General features: G+C 26.5%; 15 protein-coding genes. 4 read left to right on the top strand and 11 right to left on the bottom strand.

Annotation, left to right across the window (positions count from 1 at the left end; all coding sequences use genetic code 11):
* Window positions 1–6 precede the first annotated feature (6 nt).
* From D3Z07_RS06130 to D3Z07_RS06105, 6 genes are all read right to left on the bottom strand, one after another.
* Entirely contained in the window at window positions 7–1,194 is a 1,188-nt protein-coding gene (locus D3Z07_RS06130; RefSeq protein ID WP_122893345.1) for an APC family permease, read from the bottom strand.
* Window positions 1,184–2,083, bottom strand: a complete 900-nt coding sequence (locus tag D3Z07_RS06125) for a DMT family transporter (protein ID WP_122893344.1) — start codon at window positions 2,081–2,083, stop codon at window positions 1,184–1,186. Before D3Z07_RS06125 ends, D3Z07_RS06130 begins: the two co-directional genes overlap by 11 nt.
* Entirely contained in the window at window positions 2,080–2,979 is a 900-nt protein-coding gene (locus D3Z07_RS06120) for a DMT family transporter (protein ID WP_122893343.1), read from the bottom strand. Before D3Z07_RS06120 ends, D3Z07_RS06125 begins: the two co-directional genes overlap by 4 nt.
* Window positions 2,980–3,030: 51 nt before the next feature.
* Complete coding sequence (locus tag D3Z07_RS06115) at window positions 3,031–3,822, bottom strand: AraC family transcriptional regulator (protein WP_122893342.1); 792 nt, start codon at window positions 3,820–3,822, stop codon at window positions 3,031–3,033.
* An 85-nt stretch (window positions 3,823–3,907) separates the two neighbouring features.
* On the bottom strand, window positions 3,908–5,188 hold the full coding sequence (nhaA, locus tag D3Z07_RS06110; protein ID WP_122893341.1) for a Na+/H+ antiporter NhaA: 1,281 nt from the start codon (window positions 5,186–5,188) through the stop codon (window positions 3,908–3,910).
* Window positions 5,189–5,193: 5 nt separating this feature from the next.
* A complete protein-coding gene (locus D3Z07_RS06105; RefSeq protein ID WP_076084607.1) occupies window positions 5,194–5,568 on the bottom strand; it encodes a Fur family transcriptional regulator in 375 nt (124 codons plus the stop codon).
* Window positions 5,569–5,691: 123 nt separating this feature from the next.
* On the opposite strand from D3Z07_RS06105, the gene D3Z07_RS06100 reads away from it, so the two are divergent.
* Together D3Z07_RS06100 and D3Z07_RS06095 are read left to right on the top strand one after the other, a co-directional pair.
* On the top strand, window positions 5,692–6,594 hold the full coding sequence (locus D3Z07_RS06100; protein WP_122893340.1) for a metal ABC transporter solute-binding protein, Zn/Mn family: 903 nt from the start codon (window positions 5,692–5,694) through the stop codon (window positions 6,592–6,594).
* Window positions 6,591–8,096 (top strand): HoxN/HupN/NixA family nickel/cobalt transporter, encoded by a 1,506-nt coding sequence (locus D3Z07_RS06095; RefSeq protein WP_122893339.1) that lies wholly within the window; start codon window positions 6,591–6,593, stop codon window positions 8,094–8,096. The genes D3Z07_RS06100 and D3Z07_RS06095 overlap by 4 nt, the downstream gene beginning before the upstream one ends.
* Before the next feature lie 45 nt (window positions 8,097–8,141).
* Here D3Z07_RS06095 and D3Z07_RS06090 read toward each other — a convergent pair whose 3' ends face one another.
* Complete coding sequence (locus D3Z07_RS06090; protein ID WP_122893338.1) at window positions 8,142–9,638, bottom strand: PLP-dependent transferase; 1,497 nt, start codon at window positions 9,636–9,638, stop codon at window positions 8,142–8,144.
* A 9-nt stretch (window positions 9,639–9,647) separates the two neighbouring features.
* Window positions 9,648–10,799 (bottom strand): trans-sulfuration enzyme family protein, encoded by a 1,152-nt coding sequence (locus D3Z07_RS06085; protein WP_122893337.1) that lies wholly within the window; start codon window positions 10,797–10,799, stop codon window positions 9,648–9,650.
* 230 nt (window positions 10,800–11,029) lie between these two features.
* Here D3Z07_RS06085 and D3Z07_RS06080 point away from each other — a divergent pair, with 230 nt between their 5' ends.
* Window positions 11,030–12,955, top strand: coding sequence for a sensor histidine kinase (locus tag D3Z07_RS06080; RefSeq protein WP_076084619.1), 1,926 nt, complete (start codon window positions 11,030–11,032; stop codon window positions 12,953–12,955).
* 152 nt (window positions 12,956–13,107) lie between these two features.
* The gene (locus D3Z07_RS06075) at window positions 13,108–13,470 is read left to right on the top strand and encodes a hypothetical protein (RefSeq protein WP_076084621.1); all 363 of its coding nucleotides are present in this window, start codon (window positions 13,108–13,110) and stop codon (window positions 13,468–13,470) included.
* 53 nt (window positions 13,471–13,523) lie between these two features.
* Here the strand turns inward: D3Z07_RS06075 and D3Z07_RS06070 are convergent, their stop codons facing one another.
* From D3Z07_RS06070 to D3Z07_RS06060, 3 genes are read right to left on the bottom strand one after another with little or no spacing between them, the layout of a single operon-like run.
* Window positions 13,524–14,270 (bottom strand): 3'-5' exonuclease, encoded by a 747-nt coding sequence (locus D3Z07_RS06070; RefSeq protein WP_076084623.1) that lies wholly within the window; start codon window positions 14,268–14,270, stop codon window positions 13,524–13,526.
* Window positions 14,271–14,321: 51 nt separating this feature from the next.
* Entirely contained in the window at window positions 14,322–14,963 is a 642-nt protein-coding gene (locus tag D3Z07_RS06065; RefSeq protein WP_076089202.1) for a thiamine ABC transporter ATP-binding protein, read from the bottom strand.
* Window positions 14,956–16,587 (bottom strand): ABC transporter permease subunit, encoded by a 1,632-nt coding sequence (locus D3Z07_RS06060; protein WP_076084625.1) that lies wholly within the window; start codon window positions 16,585–16,587, stop codon window positions 14,956–14,958. The genes D3Z07_RS06065 and D3Z07_RS06060 overlap by 8 nt, the downstream gene beginning before the upstream one ends.
* Between the last annotated feature and the right edge of the window lie 2 nt (window positions 16,588–16,589).

Below are 16,589 nucleotides of genomic sequence, written 5' to 3'. Positions count from 1 at the left end.
CCTATTTTATTTTTTAAAATAAGTAAATAAAAATAAAGAAAATATTACTAATAAAATAAATATATTTGAAAATAGTAAAATAATAAAAAACAGTATAGCTAGTATTATTGCACTATTTTTAAGAAAACCTTTTTCAAAAATCATGACTGCTGTTATTAAACCAATCAAAGCATTTGCAATAAAAAAACCATCAGCATAAGCCACTAAATTATCTAAACTTAATACTTTAAAATATACTAAAAGTAATGTAATTATATAGATTAAGGATAAAAAGTTTAAAGCTGCTATTGGTGTATTATTTGATAGATGTTTTGAAGTATATGAACTAAGCTTTAGTGATGATATAAGACGTGCTACACCACCTACAAAAAGTATTAACGTACCAACACAAAGTATCATAGAAACACTTGCTAATATCGCATTTGAGTATTCTTGGAAAATTGGTTCTATTATCCATACTAATTTAAAATCTTCTTCTTTAGGAAACTCTCCAAAACAAATAGCAAGTGTTGTCAAAATATAAACAAGTGATATTATAATAGCTGATAATTTAACGGCATTTGTAAGTGTTTTTTTCTTTTCAACTTCATTTGAATAATTCCCAATTACTTCCCAGCCTACAATGGACCAGAATACAATAATTAAAGAATGACCAAACTCATCAATTGAAATCTTTACTAAAGAGAAGTTAAACTCATTTGTATTTACTAAAATATTTATACTTGAAATTAAAAAAATTAATGTAATTACTGAACTTACTATTAACATTAATTTCCCAAGAAAATTAATTTTTATTAATAGAAGTAAATATGTAAGTATATAAATAAAAAAGCCTAATAATTCAAGAGAGGTATTTTGAAAGTAGGGTTTTATAAACTCTGCAGCAATTATTAAAACAGCAACTGGACCAAAGAAAACAGCACAAATAAGATAAAAAGAGGTAAGTAATTGATACTTCTTTCCCATAGCCTCTTTTGTTGCAAGACTAACTCCACCTTCTCCTGGAAATAAAACAGCTAGTTTTCCGAAGATTAATGCAAAGACAAAACCTAATGATAAAATAATAGCCCAAATAATAAGTGAAAAATCACCAACCATATTATAAAGTAGTGGAGGAAGAAGTATTAACCCTGAACCTAAGATTGGACCAATAATTAAACCTGATAGGGTAAAAGTATTTAAATTATTTTTCAATCTTCTTCTTAAATATTACAATATTATTCAAAATTTTTACTGCAATTACTGTTAAAATTACACCAATTATTGTTGTGATATGTACTTCTTCTTTTAAAAATATTATACTAAAAATAATAGCAAAAAATGGAACTAAAAATATAAAAGAACTTACTTCATTTGTCCCAAGTTTTTCAATTCCAATAAAATAAACAGTAGTTGCAAATGTAGTTGCAATTACTGCAAGTACTAATATATTTAGCCAAAAGATTGAATCAAAAGCTTCATAGTTTATGCTAGAAAAATCTACAAAGAATAAACTTACAATAACAGTTGAAATCAAATACATATACATACCAAAAACCATTGGAGAAGTATTTGTTATTTTAGAACTTGTAATTGTTAAAGCGGGCCATAAAATTGAAGCACCTAGAAAATACATATTCTGTATTGAGAATATTTGTTCATGTGAAAATGACCAAACATTTAGCATTGTAAGTACTCCAACTGCTCCAAGTCCTAAAGCAAATATGTCTTTTTTAAGTATCTTTTTACCCCAAAAAAGTGCCATAATAATAAATGTATTAATAGGAATAAGAGTAGTTACAAGTGCACCACCAAGAGATGCTGTTCCATATTTTGTTCCTAAAAAATAACACTTTAAATATACAATCATAATAACAGAAGCTAAAATAGCAAGCAAAAAACTTCTTTTATTAATATAAAAATATTTTCTTGTAATTATTAGTACAGGTGCTAAAGTAATTATTGTAAAAAGGTTTCTAAAAAATATTAATTCATACTCATTTATATAAGAGCTTAGTACTTTTGCATTTACCCACGATGCTCCCCATCCTGCCATTGCAAGAATCATTAAGATATAAAATATGTTTTTGTTTTGTTGTGTCATTGTGATTTCTTTCTACTTTTAAAGATTTTTATATCATTGAGAATTTTAACTGCGATTATAGTTAAAATAGTCCCAATAACAATTGAAATAGTTATTTCTTCTTTCAAAAAGATAGCACTTAAAGTAATAGAAGAAAAAGGAACAAGAAAAATAAAAGAGCTAACTTCTGCTCCTAATTTTTCAACTCCTAAAAAATAAATGGTATTACCAAATACTGTTGCTACAAGTGTAATCATTACAAGATTTATATAAAAAGATGAATCAAAACTTACATAGTTTATTTCTTGCAAATCAACAAAGAAAAACAAACTTATAAGTGAAGCTACAAGATAAATATAAAAAGTAAATACTAAAGGAGAAACCTTAGTAACTTTTGAACTTATAATTGTAACTATTGGCCAAATTAATGAAGCTAATAAAAAATATAAGTTCTGTTCTTTGAATATTTCTTCTGCTTTAAATGACCATATATTTAACATTGTTAATACACCTATTGCTCCAAGTATTAAAGCAAAAGCAGATTTCACTGTAATCTTTTTTACTTTTAAGAATGCTAAAAAAATAAAAGTATTAATTGGAACTAAAGTAGTTACTAAAGCACCACCTAAACTAGCAGTTCCTAATTTTACTCCAACATAAAAATATTTCGTATAAGCAATAAATAAAATAGTTGAAATTATAATTAGAAAAAAAACCTTTAAATCAACACGAAAAGATTTCTTTAAAAACATAATTATTGGAATCATAAAAAGTGCGGTAAAAAAATACCTAAAGAACATCATTTCATATTCATTTATGTAGTTACTTAATACTTTCATATTTACAGATGATGCACCCCATGCAATCATTGCAATAAGAAGTAAAATGTAAAATATATTTTTATTTGTATGTGTCATAATAGTCTTTCTGTAATTTATTACAGAAGTATATATTAAAAAGGAAAATACTTATAGAATAATATTGCTATTTTTTTGTAAGTTTGATGGTGTGTATCCAAAATATTTTTTGAAATTTCTTGAAAAATGTGATTGATCATTAAATCCTACTTGAACACTTGCTTGACTAATTGAATAACCTTTTTGGATTAATCCATTTGCTCGATTTAATCGTTCATTTATAATAAAGGCATGAGGTGTTAATCCAAACTCTTTTTTAAAAAGTCTTAGAAAATGGTATTTACTAAGATTAACATTTGAAGCTAAATTATCTAGTGTAAAATTTGTATCAATTGAATCATTTATATATTCATAGGTATTTTTGATGATTTTTTTGTCTTCAAAAATATCTTTATATGATTTTGTATAAATAATTGAAGTTAGGATTAGCGTTGATAAAGCATCAATTAGATTAGTTTCTACTAATATCTCATCTTCATTTTTAAAATAAGAATCAAAAAAATTATGAAGTTTCATAAATAGTATTTTATTATCAACTATATGTCTTTTAAAAAATGGTATTTTTTTATCATAAAATATTTGTTCATATAAATTTGTCATAACATCAACTGTTGGATAAAAGTTTACATGTGACCAATCTTTTGATTTACCGGCATGAACTTCTCCAGGGTTATTTATACGAACTGAATATTCATAAGATTCATAAGACTCATGAGAATTATAAGATTTTAAAACACCTTTATATGTTAATCCAATAGTATAAGTACTATGGTAATGTTTTGTAAAATCTTCAGTTGAGTGTGTAACATTTTCAAAAAGTATATTATTTAATAGTTTTGACATGTAAGAATTATAGCTGAATAAAGAAATAAGAATAGAATAGAATTGCTATTTTAATAGTGTTATTAGTAAAAAAGCATAGAATTAACTATGCTTTTTTTGCTCTTAATATTAATAAAACCCCAATAATAGCTGCAACAAATGAAGCTGCAAAAACTCCAAGTTTTACTGCTGCAATTATATCTTCATCTAAGAAGGCTAAGTGAGTAATAAATATAGACATTGTAAATCCAATTCCACCAAGGAATCCAACCGCAACTACTTCAGCCCATGAAATATTATCAGGTTTTTTAATGATATTTAATTTTGTAGCTAAATATGTAAAACCAAAAATTCCTACAGGCTTACCAATAACCAAACCAAAAACAACACCTAGAACTATCATTAAGTTTGCACTTACTGTTGAAAAGTCTATTAAAACACCAGCATTTGAAAATGCGAATAATGGCATAATAAAAAATGCAGAAAGTCCATGAAGTTGATGTTCAAGTCTTACTAAAGGATTTTGTACCTTATCGTATTTATAAGCCATATTTTCCAATGCATCAATTTGATTATGATTAAGCATTGGAATATCATCTATGTTTTTTTCAAAATCATCTATTGATTCTTTTGAGTCTTTTATAAAACTTTTTTCATCTATTTTTGATTGAATTGGAATTGCAAAAGCTAGTAATACACCTGCAATTGTTGCATGAATTCCAATAGCGTGAATATAAATCCAAAGTGCAATACCTAATATTAAATATGGTAAAAGTTTTGTTACACCTTTAAAGTTTAAAGCCCAAATAAGAGCATAAACAATTGCTGCATGTAAAAAATATTCACTATGTATTTCACTTGTATAAACAGTAGCAACAACTAAAACAGCTCCCAAATCATCTACAACGGCAAGTGCAACTAGAAATAGTTTAAGTGCTGGATTTACTCTTGTTCCTAAAAGCATTAAAATACCAAGTGCAAAGGCAATATCAGTAGCCATTGGAATACCAAATCCAAATGGATTATCTGGATTAAATGCTACATAAACAAGTGCAGGTATTAGCATACCACCAATTGCTGCTACTATTGGAAAAGATGCTTTACTTATAGAGGATAATTCACCTACAACCATTTCTCTTTTTATTTCAAGTCCAACCATAAGAAAAAATAGAGCCATTAGTCCATCATCAATCCAATATGTAAGCGTCATTGAAATTGATAACTCACCAATATTTATACCAAGAGGCATATGCCATAAATCATAATATTCTTGGCCTAAACTAGAGTTTGCAACTATAACAGCTGCAACAGTTGCAACAAAAAGTAAAATACCACTAAGGGCTTCTTTATTTATAAATTGATTTATTGAAACCAAACTTTTAATCATTGATTTTATCCTTTATTTTTTAAACAATTAGGGCAAATACCCTTTATAACTATATTATTAACTTGATAGTCTGTTAGATTTAAATCAAGCTTTTTATGAATACACTCAATCTTTGAACATATTGTACAAATAAAATGAGAATGCTTCGTTTTTTGAATTTCAAAATACCTTTTTTTATCATTTGATTCAAAAGAGTCTATTAAGTCTTCTTCTTCAAACTTTGTAATATTTCTATAAAAAGTTGCTTTATCCATTGAAAGCTCATTTTTAATATCTTCATAAGACAAAGGCTTATCTGAATTAACAAGTATCTCAAGAATTACTTTTCGAGCAGTTGTTAATTTTATATTTTTATCAGTTGTTAATTTTTCTATATTCATATTTTATTATATCAATTTATGTTTAAAGTTTTTTTACAACTAAGTTGCGTTAAAGAGTTTTTTTATTAAAATTCCAAATACGCAACCAGGTTGCATAAATATAATAGATTAATTAGGATTATAATGAATAAAATAATATTAGTAGCTTTAATGATGATTTCATCTTTATATGCGACAAAAAAAGATGTAACTGTTAGTATTGTACCTCAAAAATATTTCGTAGAAAAAATTGCAGGAGATAAAATAAACGTTAATGTAATGGTTAAGCAAGGTTTTTCTCCAGCTACATATGAACCACGTACTTCTCAAATGAAGAAATTATCGCATTCAAGTGTGTATTTTGCAATTGGTGTTCCTTTTGAAAAATCATGGCTTGAAAAGTTTGAAAATGCAAATAAAAAAATGTTAATTGTTCATACGGATAAAGGTATTAAAAAGCTAGAAATGGAAGAACATTCACATCATGAGGAAAAAGGTCATGATGATCATGAAGAACATGGACATGAAAAGCACGATGATCATGAAGAACATGGACATGAAGGTTTAGACCCACATGTATGGTTAGATCCAGTTGCTGTTAAAACACAAGCTTTAAATATTTATGAAACATTAGTTAAAATTGATGAAGTTAATAGCTCTTTTTATAAAACTAACTATGAAAATTTCTTAAAAGAACTTGATACTTTAAATGAAAAACTTACTAATATTTTAAAACCTTTTGAGCATAAAGCTTTTATGGTATTTCATCCATCATGGGGATATTTTGCAAATAGATATTCATTAGAACAAGTTGCTATTGAAGTAGAAGGGAAAGAACCAAAACCAAAAGAGTTAATTGAATTAATAAAAGATGCACAAGAACATGAAATCAAAATAGTTTTTGTAGCTCCTCAATTTTCACAAAAAAGTGCAAAAATTATTGCTAAAAGTATAAAAGGAAATGTTCATACTATTGATCCTTTATCAATAAATTGGGAAACAAACCTAATTGACTCAGCAAAAAAAATAGCTGATACTTATAAATGATAAGATTTCTCATCTTACTTCTTTTTATTCAAAGCATCCTTTTAGGATGCTCGATATGTTCTATAACAACTCCACGAACAGATATTTCTATAAATATAACTGCTGATAAAACACTAATAAAAGATGCCCACTTTAAATGGACTTTTTCAAAAGAATTTACAGAAGAACTTTTACGTTTATATGACACAAATCTTGATTTAACTTTTAGTAAGCAAGAACTTGAACCTATCGAAGAATCTCTTTTAACTTATATTGAACCCTTGAATTATCTTACTTTTTTATCATATTCAAACAAAATTGAAGAACACAGTAGAATTATAAATATTAAAAGTCATAAAATATCATTTGTAAATAATATTCTAAGCTTTGAATATGTTGCTAAATTAAACTACAAAATTATTGATAAAAATAAATTATATATTCGTCTTTATGATGATTATGGATATTTTTCTATTTTCTTTGATGAGTTAAAGCAATCTTTCACAATTCCTTATAATGTGAGAAAAGATTTTAAAGAAGATAATATCACTTATACTATTGATGCTCCTTCATTGGTAAATGAAAAAAGATCTGCTATCACAAATGAAGATGAAATAGAAATCAAAAAACAAAGTGATGAAATAGTTGAAGAAAAAGAATTAACAATTACACAAAGCTTCAAAGAAGAAAATCTTATAAAAGTAAAAGATACTAACAAAGAAGAAAAAACACTAGATAAATTTGTTCAAAAAATAAAAGAGTATTTATTAGCTGTTGAAAAAGGTGAAGATAAATATGCAATGGTATTTTTACTTTTTGCTTCATTTGTTTATGGGATGATTCATGCTTTAGGACCAGGACATGGAAAAGCATTGGCTTTCTCATATTTTAGTTCAAGAAAAAGCTCTTATACACAAGCTTTTACAATATCATTTTTTACTGCATTTATTCATATCGTTGGTGCTTTAATTCTTGTTAGTATTTCTATTTTTATTATTGAAGGGATTTTTTCAAGTTTTTTAGATGATTCAATTTCATATATAACAAAAACATCAGCTGTATTGATTATGCTTTTATCTTTATTTATTTTATATAGAAAATTAAAAAATAAATCTTGTGCTTGTTGTGCTTGTAATATTCCTGAAAGTAAAAATCAGATGTTTACAGTGCCAAAAGAAAAATCAAATTTTGTATTAAAAAACCCACAAGCAGTTCACACTAGTGCTAATAACAAGAAAGAAAATCTATTTTTTGTATTAACAGCAGGGCTTATTCCTTGCCCTGGAACTGTTGTATTATTTGTTTATGCATTTATTTTAGAAACTTATCTATCTGTATTTTTAGCTAGTATTTTTATTAGTTTAGGAATGGGAATAGTGATTTTTGCATCTTCATTTTTAGGTGTTTCTTTACATAAAGTATCTGCAAAGTCATCAAAGTTTACAAACTTCTTAGAAATTGCATCACCTATATTTATGTTTTTCTTAGGTTTATTTTTATTACTTAGTTGGGAAACAATTTAGAGTTTAATAAAACAAATTAAAAGACTAGAATCAATTTAGATTATTCTAATTTTCTAGTCTTTTAAACTCATTTATAATTTCATTTATATTTTCAACTCCAACAGAAATACGAAGTAAATCAATTGGCAATCCAATCTCTTCTAAAAACTCATTTCCTTCTTTACTTTGAATCAAATCCCAATGAGCTAAATAAGTATAAGGCATAAGAAGTGTAAATTCTGTACCTAAACTTGGACCTTTTGCAAAATTTAGATTGTTATATATATCTTTAAATGGTTTATTAAATGTTACAGAGATAATTCCTGTTAGGCTATTATCATCTTTTATTGTTTGAGAATAATTCTCTTTATTTTCTTCATTTAAACAATAATAAATATCTTTAATATATGAGCATTTTTTGAAATACTCAACTAATAGTTTTGTATTAGAAGAAATCTCTTTTACTCTTTTTTCATAGCCTTTTATTTGTAGTGCTAATCTTTGTATATCTTTTATATATACAGGTTCACAGTGAGTGAAAAACTCTACATTCATATGTGAGAGATTATGTTTTTTATTTAAGATAATTGCACCCATTAAAATATCTGCATTTCCACAGGCAAACTTCGTAAGTGATTCTACAAATATATCTGCATAAGCTTCTAAATTTAAATTAAAAGGTGTTGCAAAAGTTGTATCAATTACCAAAGGAATATTATATTCATCACAAAGGCTTCTTAATCTTTTAATATCAACAGTTTTTAAAAGTGGATTTGTAGGCATTTCTGTAACAATTGCTGATACTTTTTTTCCATCAATTTTTAAAAACTCTTCAAGTAAGTCAAGATTTAAAATATCTGGGAATATTTTTGATTGATTATAGTGATGATTTACAATATTCATAGTATCTAAATACAACCAACCAAATTGAACTAAAATAGTTCTTCCATTATGTGATTGAATACTATTTAACCCTCGTACAATTGAATATATTGCATTCATTCCTGAAGGTGCTAGGCATACATTTTTTGAAGGTTGATTATAAGCATTTGCTAAAGTATTTATAATAATATCTTTTGCTTTTTTCTCATCTTCTAGTTTTTCTTCATGGACTGTATTAATCAATCCTACGTCAAAAAGGTATTTTTCTGCTAATCTTGAAGATAAATTACAACCAACATGTTGAATATATGTTAATACTTTTTGAAGTTGAGTTGTTCCTCTTTGAACTAATATTACTCCAAAAGGTTCATCTACTTCAATTTTATTATGAATAAAATACTTATCACTTATTAACTCAACTGCTTTTTTAGAAGATAGTAATACTACTTCAAAATTATCAGATACTTTATATTTATCTTTTATATAAAGTCCTAGCTTTTTTAAGTATGGATGTAGTTTAAATCGTGGATAACCACTTTTTATTTTTTCAAAAATTTGAGGTGTTTGTTTCTCATAATCAATAACATCTTGCATTGTTGGCATTGATACAGATACTGCATGCACATTGTTAATAGGTAGTGTTTGACCACATTCAATAGCTTTAAAAAATTCTTTACTCATTTGTCTTTCTTAATTTACAGCTTGTTCTATATCTTTGATTAAGTCTTCAACATTTTCCAATCCAATTGAAAATCTTACTGTAGAATCACTTATTCCAATTGCTGCAAGCTCTTCTTTAGAAAATGTTGCATGAGAAATTTTTGCAGGAATTTCAACTCTTGAATCAGGACTTCCAAATGAACACTTTTCACCAAAGATTTTTGTTTTTTCTATAAATTGCTCAGCTAATTCAACACTTTTAAAATCTACACAAAATAAACCTGGAATAAAATCCATTTGCTCATTTGCAAGGGCATGTTGTGGGTGTGATTTTAAACTTGGATGTGTAACTTTATCTATATAGTTTTGCTCTTCTAAATACTGTGCAATAATAATTGAGTTTTTTTCATGTTCAGCCATTCTTACTTTAAGTGTAGGAATTCCAAGTGTGATTAAATACACATCCATTGGATTCTGAGATCTTCCTCCTGCATTTGCATAGTAGTGTATTTCTTTTGCAAGTTCTTCTGTTTTTGCAACAATTGCACCTGCAACTACTGCTCCATGTCCTGAGATATACTTTGTAGTTGAAAATAATGAGAAATCAGCTCCAAGTTTTAATGGTCTTTGAGAAATAAAAGTAGCAAGTGAGTTATCAACTGCAAAAAGGGCATTATTTTCTTTTGCTAAGGCTCCTACTTTTTTTAAATCAATGATTTTTAATCCTGGGTTTGTAGGACTTTCACATAAAACTAAATCAATCGGATTATTTTTTAAAATATCTTCAATTTTATCAAATTCTAAAAAGTCTGCAAAATGAACTGTAACATTATATTTTTCTTTAAAGATTTTAAGTAATCTAAATGTTCCACCATAACAATCAGCTTCAACTAAAATATGTGAATTTGCTTTTAAAACTGTTTCAAAAAGTAGCGCAACAGAAGCAATTCCTGTGTGCGTACAAACACAACCAGCTCCGCCTTCAACTTCTGTGAAAAGATTTTCTAGCATTTCTCTTGTAGGATTATCACTTCTTGTATAGTCATATATCTTATCGCCATTTTGTTTTTTTAAATCAAATGTTCCTGTATTGTATATTGGAAAATGAGAAGCTCCTGTTTGTTCAGCAAAAGGTGCAAACTTTGCAATGTGGCTTAGTGATGTTTCTACATGTTTTTTCATAAAGTGTCCTAATAGTTATTATAATTTGACGTGATTATATCTAAGTTTTTCTTTGAGTTTAAGTGAATAAATGTGTAGTAATTTGATTGTGATTATATTTATCTTAGGATGTAATCATTTAATAAACAATTACTTTTCTTTTATGACATTTTAAATATGAAACTTTAATAAAAACTTTTATATACTGATAATAAATAATAGCAAGAAAGATTTAATATTAGGAAAATAATATGAAAATAACAAATGACGAAAGAATAATTCTAAATATAATTAAATTCTCTCCCATAATCCTTGTTATTATTGTATCTCTTTTTATATCTAATATATATTTAAATAAAATGGAAGAAGATTTTACAAAAGAAGTAGAATTAACAAAAGAAAAATATCTAATTCAAAATAAAGAAAGAATAAAAAATAAGATAGTAAACATACATAATTTAATTGTATATGAAAAAGAAAAATCAGAACAAATATTAAAACAACAGATAAAAGATAGAGTTTATGAAGCCCATACTATAGCAACAAATATATATATGGAAGCAAAAAACTATGCTAGTAAAGAAGAGATATTTTTAACTATAAAAAATGTCTTAGGTAATATCTCTTATAACAATGGAAGAGGATACTTTTTTATTGATGATGTAAAAGGAACAAGCCTTTTACAACCTCTAAATAAAAAGTTAGAGAATCAAAATAAACTAGAATTTAAAGATGCAAATGGCTACCAATTTGTAAAAACTATTGTTCAAACTATCAAAGAAAAAAGTGAAAAATATGATACTTATCATTGGTATAAACCTAATGATAATAAAAACACTTATAAAAAAATCAGTTTTTATAAATATTTTGAACCGCTAAATGTTGCTATTGGAACAGGTGAGTATATTGATGATTTTGAAAGTGATTTACAAAAAGAGTTATTATTAAAAATTAAAAAAACTAAAAGTGAAGATAGCTCTTATATATTTATATTTGATGATAAAGGAATGGTCCTTTCTCATTATAAAGATTCCTTAGTTGGAACTAATCGATATAATATAAAAAATCCTCTAGGTAAATATGTAATAAAAGATATAATTAACTTTGCCAAGGAAAACAAAAAAGGTTTTATGTCTTATAGTACAGGAGTAAATCCAGAAAATTTAAAGAATAGAGATAAAATCTCGTATATAAAGCTTGTCGATAATTGGGAGTGGATTATTGGGACAGGATTCTTTTTAGAAAAGTTTGAGAAAGAAATTGAGCAAAAAACACAAGATCTACTAGAATCTAAGCAAAAATCAATTAATAAAATAATTATACTTACTACATTTATAACATTAGTATTCATCTTGTTGTCTTTTTATATATCTAATAAAATTTCAAAAAAATTTATAACATATAAAAATAGAATTGAAGATGAAATTAAGAAAACCATAGAAAAAGAAAGATTATTAATACAACAATCTAAAATGGCAGCAATGGGAGAAATGTTAGGAAACATTGCTCATCAATGGAGACAGCCCTTATCAACTATTACAACAGCAGCAACAGGTTCTAAGTTTCAAAAAGAGATGGGCCTTTTTAATGATAATGATTTTATTCATACAATGGATACTATTAATAACTCAGCACAATATCTTTCTCAAACAATTGAAGATTTTAGGAGCTTCCTTGACCCAAGAAATAGTAAAGAAGAAGATTTCTTTATCTCTCATACAATTAATAAAACATTGAATCTTATAAATGCTCAGTTTTCAGCAAAAGAGATTGAAATAATTCAGAATATCAAGGATGTTACTATTTTATCTTTTGAAAATGAAATTATTCAAGTATTAGCGAATATTTTAAATAATTCAAAAGATGTTTTAGTAGAAACTAATTCTCAAAAAAGATTTATTTTTATAAATACATACAAGAAGGAAAATACTTTAATTATTGAAATACTTGATAATGGTGGTGGAATTGCAGATAATATTATAGATAGAATATTTGAACCATATTTTACAACAAAACATCAGTCACAAGGTACAGGTATTGGATTATACATGAGTGATGAGATTATCCGAACACATTTAAATGGAACACTAATTGCAAGTAATGAAAAATATGAGTATAAAGGTGTTCAATATAAAGGTGCAAAATTCACAGTTTCATTACCAACTGATAATATTTGAAAAGGGTTTGATTAAATAATATATTCTACTCCCTATTAAAATCTCACTACACAAACAATAAACGAACTCTTTACGCAAGATACACATAAAAAATCTATAATACACTTATCAAACAAACGAAAATAAAAAATTAATATTTAAAAGGATTTACAATGAAAAAATTATCAACAACTATTATAGGATTAAGTTTATTAGCAGGAAGTGCATTATCAGCACAAGATACATTTGCAAGTTTTTACCCAGTTGAGAACGATGACACTCCAAGTTATCTTTCTTCAGTTCAAGATGATTCAAAAGCTTATCAAACTTTAGGAGTAGCAACTAGTGATAACAAAGTATTTGCATCATTTTATCCACTAGAAAATAGTGATACACCAGATTATTTAAGTTTTAACAATACACAAACATCAGCAGCAAGTACTAATATTTTAGCAGCATCTGCTATTAGTCATTGTACACTAGCTTCTTTTTATCCAGAAGAAGATACTGATACTAGACTTCATACTTCTTGTTAATATTTTAACAAGAAACCCCTCTCCTTAATTTAAGAAGCTAGCAATTTATTTTGCTAGCTTTTTTTCTTTTTTTCAAGAGTATCAAAAGTATATTTTATATCCATATCAAGTTCTATATTATTTTTTAACCAATTTATATATTCTATATCATTGTTATAAATATCACTTATTTTTTTGCCCTTATATTTACCATATTTGAAATTCTTTTGTAATATTGGTGTTTTAGTAAACTCTAGCATTTTCTCTATAGCATTCTCATTTGGGAATTTTTCTTTTGTTAGTATTTGAAGCTTTGAAAATAATAGTTTTGTAACTAATACATCACCAATTGCTGTATGCTCTTTCATAACAACACCATATTTTAATGCTTCTTTTTCTTCCTCTTCATATAATTTAAGTGAATATCTAAGATATGGAAGTGCTATAGATTTACCCTCTACTAAAAGATGCTTAGCAACTCTTAACGTATCAATAATTCTAAACTTATTTACAAAACCTTCTTTTTCTAACATTCCTAAATCAAATGGCATATTATGAGCTATTAAATAGTTTTGTTCATTATTTAATTCAAGTAATCTTTTATAAAATTTTGTTTGAGTAAATTTGCATTTGTCTTTTATCATCTCTTGTGAGATTTTATGGATTAAAGTAGCTTCCATTTTTATAGGAACATCAGTACTACAAAGTTCATCTAAGATTTGGACATCATTATCATCAATAATCATTGCTCCAACTTCTATGATTCTATCTTCTTCATAAAAGCCAGTAGTTTCAGTATCAAATATTATAAATTTCGACATATTACTACTCCTTAAATATTAACTTTGTGTAAGTCCTTTTATATTATACATCTAAATCTCTTCTAAAAGTAAATAGTCTTTCATTTTATAAACTTTTGAAGCGATTCTCTCACAGTCATGTTTATCATGTGTAACCATTATTGTATGAAGTTTATGCTCTTGTGTGATATTTTTTACTAAATCTAGCATTATGATTTTTGTTTGCTCATCTAAACCTGAAAAAGGCTCATCAAGTAATAGTATGGGTTTATTTCTAAGAAGAACTCGTGCAAGTGCAACACGTTGTTGTTGACCTCCTGAAAGTTGTGATGATAAAGTATTTTCAAACTCTTCAAGTCCTACATCTTTTAAAATATTTCTTACTCTTTTTTCATCATTTAAATTTGTTTTTCCTAAACCTAATAAGATATTTTTCTTTACATTCAAATGCTCAAAAAGATTATGATTTTGAAATAAAATACTAATAGGTCTTTTCTCAACACCTAAAGCTAATAACTCTTTTTGATTTAGTGTTATACTTCCATCAAGTGCTTCAATAAATCCAGCAATTAAATCTAAAAGCGTTGATTTACCACTTCCACTTTCCCCTAAAATTGCTACAATTTCTTGCTCTTTAACTTCTAAATTATAAGTATAGTTTTCTTTTGAGTTTGAATTTTCGTAACTATATTGCAAGTTTTTAATTTTAAGCATTTTTACTCCTAAATATTCTTGGTATAAAAATAAATACAAAAAGTACAAGTACTAAAAGTATTAGCGCAACTCCTGCTGCGTCATTTGTATTGTATGAGCCCATAAGTTGATAAAGATACCAAGGTAAGGTTATAAATTCATCAGAGCCAAATAGCGCAATAATCCCTAAATCTCCTAGAGAAAAGCAAAAAGACAAGGTAAAAACATAAGCAAGTGATGATTTTAAATAAGGCAATTCTACTTCTTTGTATCTTCTTAATGAACTAAGATTTAAAGAAAAAGAGAGTCTATCATATCTCTTTGCTATTTTTTGCATTGCTGGTGTTATTACTGCAAGTGCAAAGGGTAGGGACATCAAAACATTTGCTGTTAAAAGAGCCATACTTGACCAAAGAGTAAAAGAACCATCATATTTTTGATACATCATAAAAAAGCCTAAACCAAGAACTAAAGAAGGAATAGCTAGATAAATATTACCAGAAAAGGCAACAAATAAATTTAATACTTTTGAAAAAGGATACTTTGCTAATCTTGTATCAAGACTAAAGTTTCTTCTTGTATTACTTAAAAATATTGCTGCTATTAATGTTATGATTGCTGATAGAGTTGCAATTATTATAGAAGTTACAAATGCTTGAATAAAAACTTTATCACTTAGTATTTTAGCAAAGTTTGCACTAAGACCATCTATAAAAATCACTATTAAAGGTGAGATAAAAAATAGTGTAAATAATGATATGATAAACCATTGTAATATCTGAATTGTTTTAGAGTTTTTTGTAATACTTGATAAGCTATTTGTCTTAATATTTGTAGTATTTATTTTAAATGAAGATGATAATATTACTAAAACAAAAGAAATACCAAGTTGAATAAGAGCTAGTTTTAAAGCAGTTTGAATATCAAAGTCTAACTTTACGGCTTCATAAATAGCAACTTCTAAAGTATTATAACTAGGATTACCACCAAGTAAAAGTACAACTGCAAAAGAAGTAAAACAAAGTAAAAATATTGTAGAAGCAATACTTAATAAACTTGGCCTTAAAGCAGGATACTCTACATAATAAAAGCATTTTAAAACTGAAAAATTAAGACTTTTTGCTAGTTTATATTTCTCTTTTGGAATGGCTTCAAAACTATGAAGTAATGAACGCAGTGCAAAAGAAGCATTAAGATAAACATGAGCTAATAAAATACCACCTAAGCCATAAAGATATGTCCCAAAGTTAGTATCAAATAAATAAAGACTAATTTGGTTTATGTAACCCTGTCTTCCAAAAATTCCAATAATTCCAAAAACAACTATAAGCGTTGGTAAAACTAGTGATGAAGAAAAAAGTGCGATTAAAATACTTCGCCCTTTAAACTTTACTTGATGTGCTAATGCCCAAGCTAAAAGTAGTCCTACAAAAAGTGAAAGAACTGTTGATAAAAAAGCTTGAAAAATTGTAAATTTTAATAAGCCATATATTTTGCTATCAACTGAGGTAAAAAGATTTGTTTCTTGAGCTGTGTATAAAGTATAAAAGATTAGAAAGCAAAAGCTTAATAAGGCTAAAGATAAAGTTCCACCTAAAAGTGTAGAGCTTTTAAATCTTTTTAAATCTTTTAAGCCTTTACTCATTG

The organism is Arcobacter peruensis, from assembly GCF_003711085.1.
Taxonomy (GTDB): Bacteria; Campylobacterota; Campylobacteria; order Campylobacterales; family Arcobacteraceae; genus Poseidonibacter; species Poseidonibacter parvus.
This window is presented reverse-complemented; position numbering and strand designations above follow the sequence as displayed.

Coding starts and splice junctions, on each gene's coding strand:
- D3Z07_RS06125 (WP_122893344.1), bottom strand. CDS start 2,083: ATGACACAACAAAACAAAAACATATTTTATATCTTAATGATTCTTGCA.
- D3Z07_RS06120 (WP_122893343.1), bottom strand. CDS start 2,979: ATGACACATACAAATAAAAATATATTTTACATTTTACTTCTTATTGCA.
- D3Z07_RS06115 (WP_122893342.1), bottom strand. CDS start 3,822: ATGTCAAAACTATTAAATAATATACTTTTTGAAAATGTTACACACTCA.
- nhaA (WP_122893341.1), bottom strand. CDS start 5,188: ATGATTAAAAGTTTGGTTTCAATAAATCAATTTATAAATAAAGAAGCC.
- D3Z07_RS06105 (WP_076084607.1), bottom strand. CDS start 5,568: ATGAATATAGAAAAATTAACAACTGATAAAAATATAAAATTAACAACT.
- D3Z07_RS06100 (WP_122893340.1), top strand. CDS start 5,692: ATGAATAAAATAATATTAGTAGCTTTAATGATGATTTCATCTTTATAT.
- D3Z07_RS06095 (WP_122893339.1), top strand. CDS start 6,591: ATGATAAGATTTCTCATCTTACTTCTTTTTATTCAAAGCATCCTTTTA.
- D3Z07_RS06090 (WP_122893338.1), bottom strand. CDS start 9,638: ATGAGTAAAGAATTTTTTAAAGCTATTGAATGTGGTCAAACACTACCT.
- D3Z07_RS06085 (WP_122893337.1), bottom strand. CDS start 10,799: ATGAAAAAACATGTAGAAACATCACTAAGCCACATTGCAAAGTTTGCA.
- D3Z07_RS06080 (WP_076084619.1), top strand. CDS start 11,030: ATGAAAATAACAAATGACGAAAGAATAATTCTAAATATAATTAAATTC.
- D3Z07_RS06075 (WP_076084621.1), top strand. CDS start 13,108: ATGAAAAAATTATCAACAACTATTATAGGATTAAGTTTATTAGCAGGA.
- D3Z07_RS06070 (WP_076084623.1), bottom strand. CDS start 14,270: ATGTCGAAATTTATAATATTTGATACTGAAACTACTGGCTTTTATGAA.
- D3Z07_RS06065 (WP_076089202.1), bottom strand. CDS start 14,963: ATGCTTAAAATTAAAAACTTGCAATATAGTTACGAAAATTCAAACTCA.
- D3Z07_RS06060 (WP_076084625.1), bottom strand. CDS start 16,587: ATGAGTAAAGGCTTAAAAGATTTAAAAAGATTTAAAAGCTCTACACTT.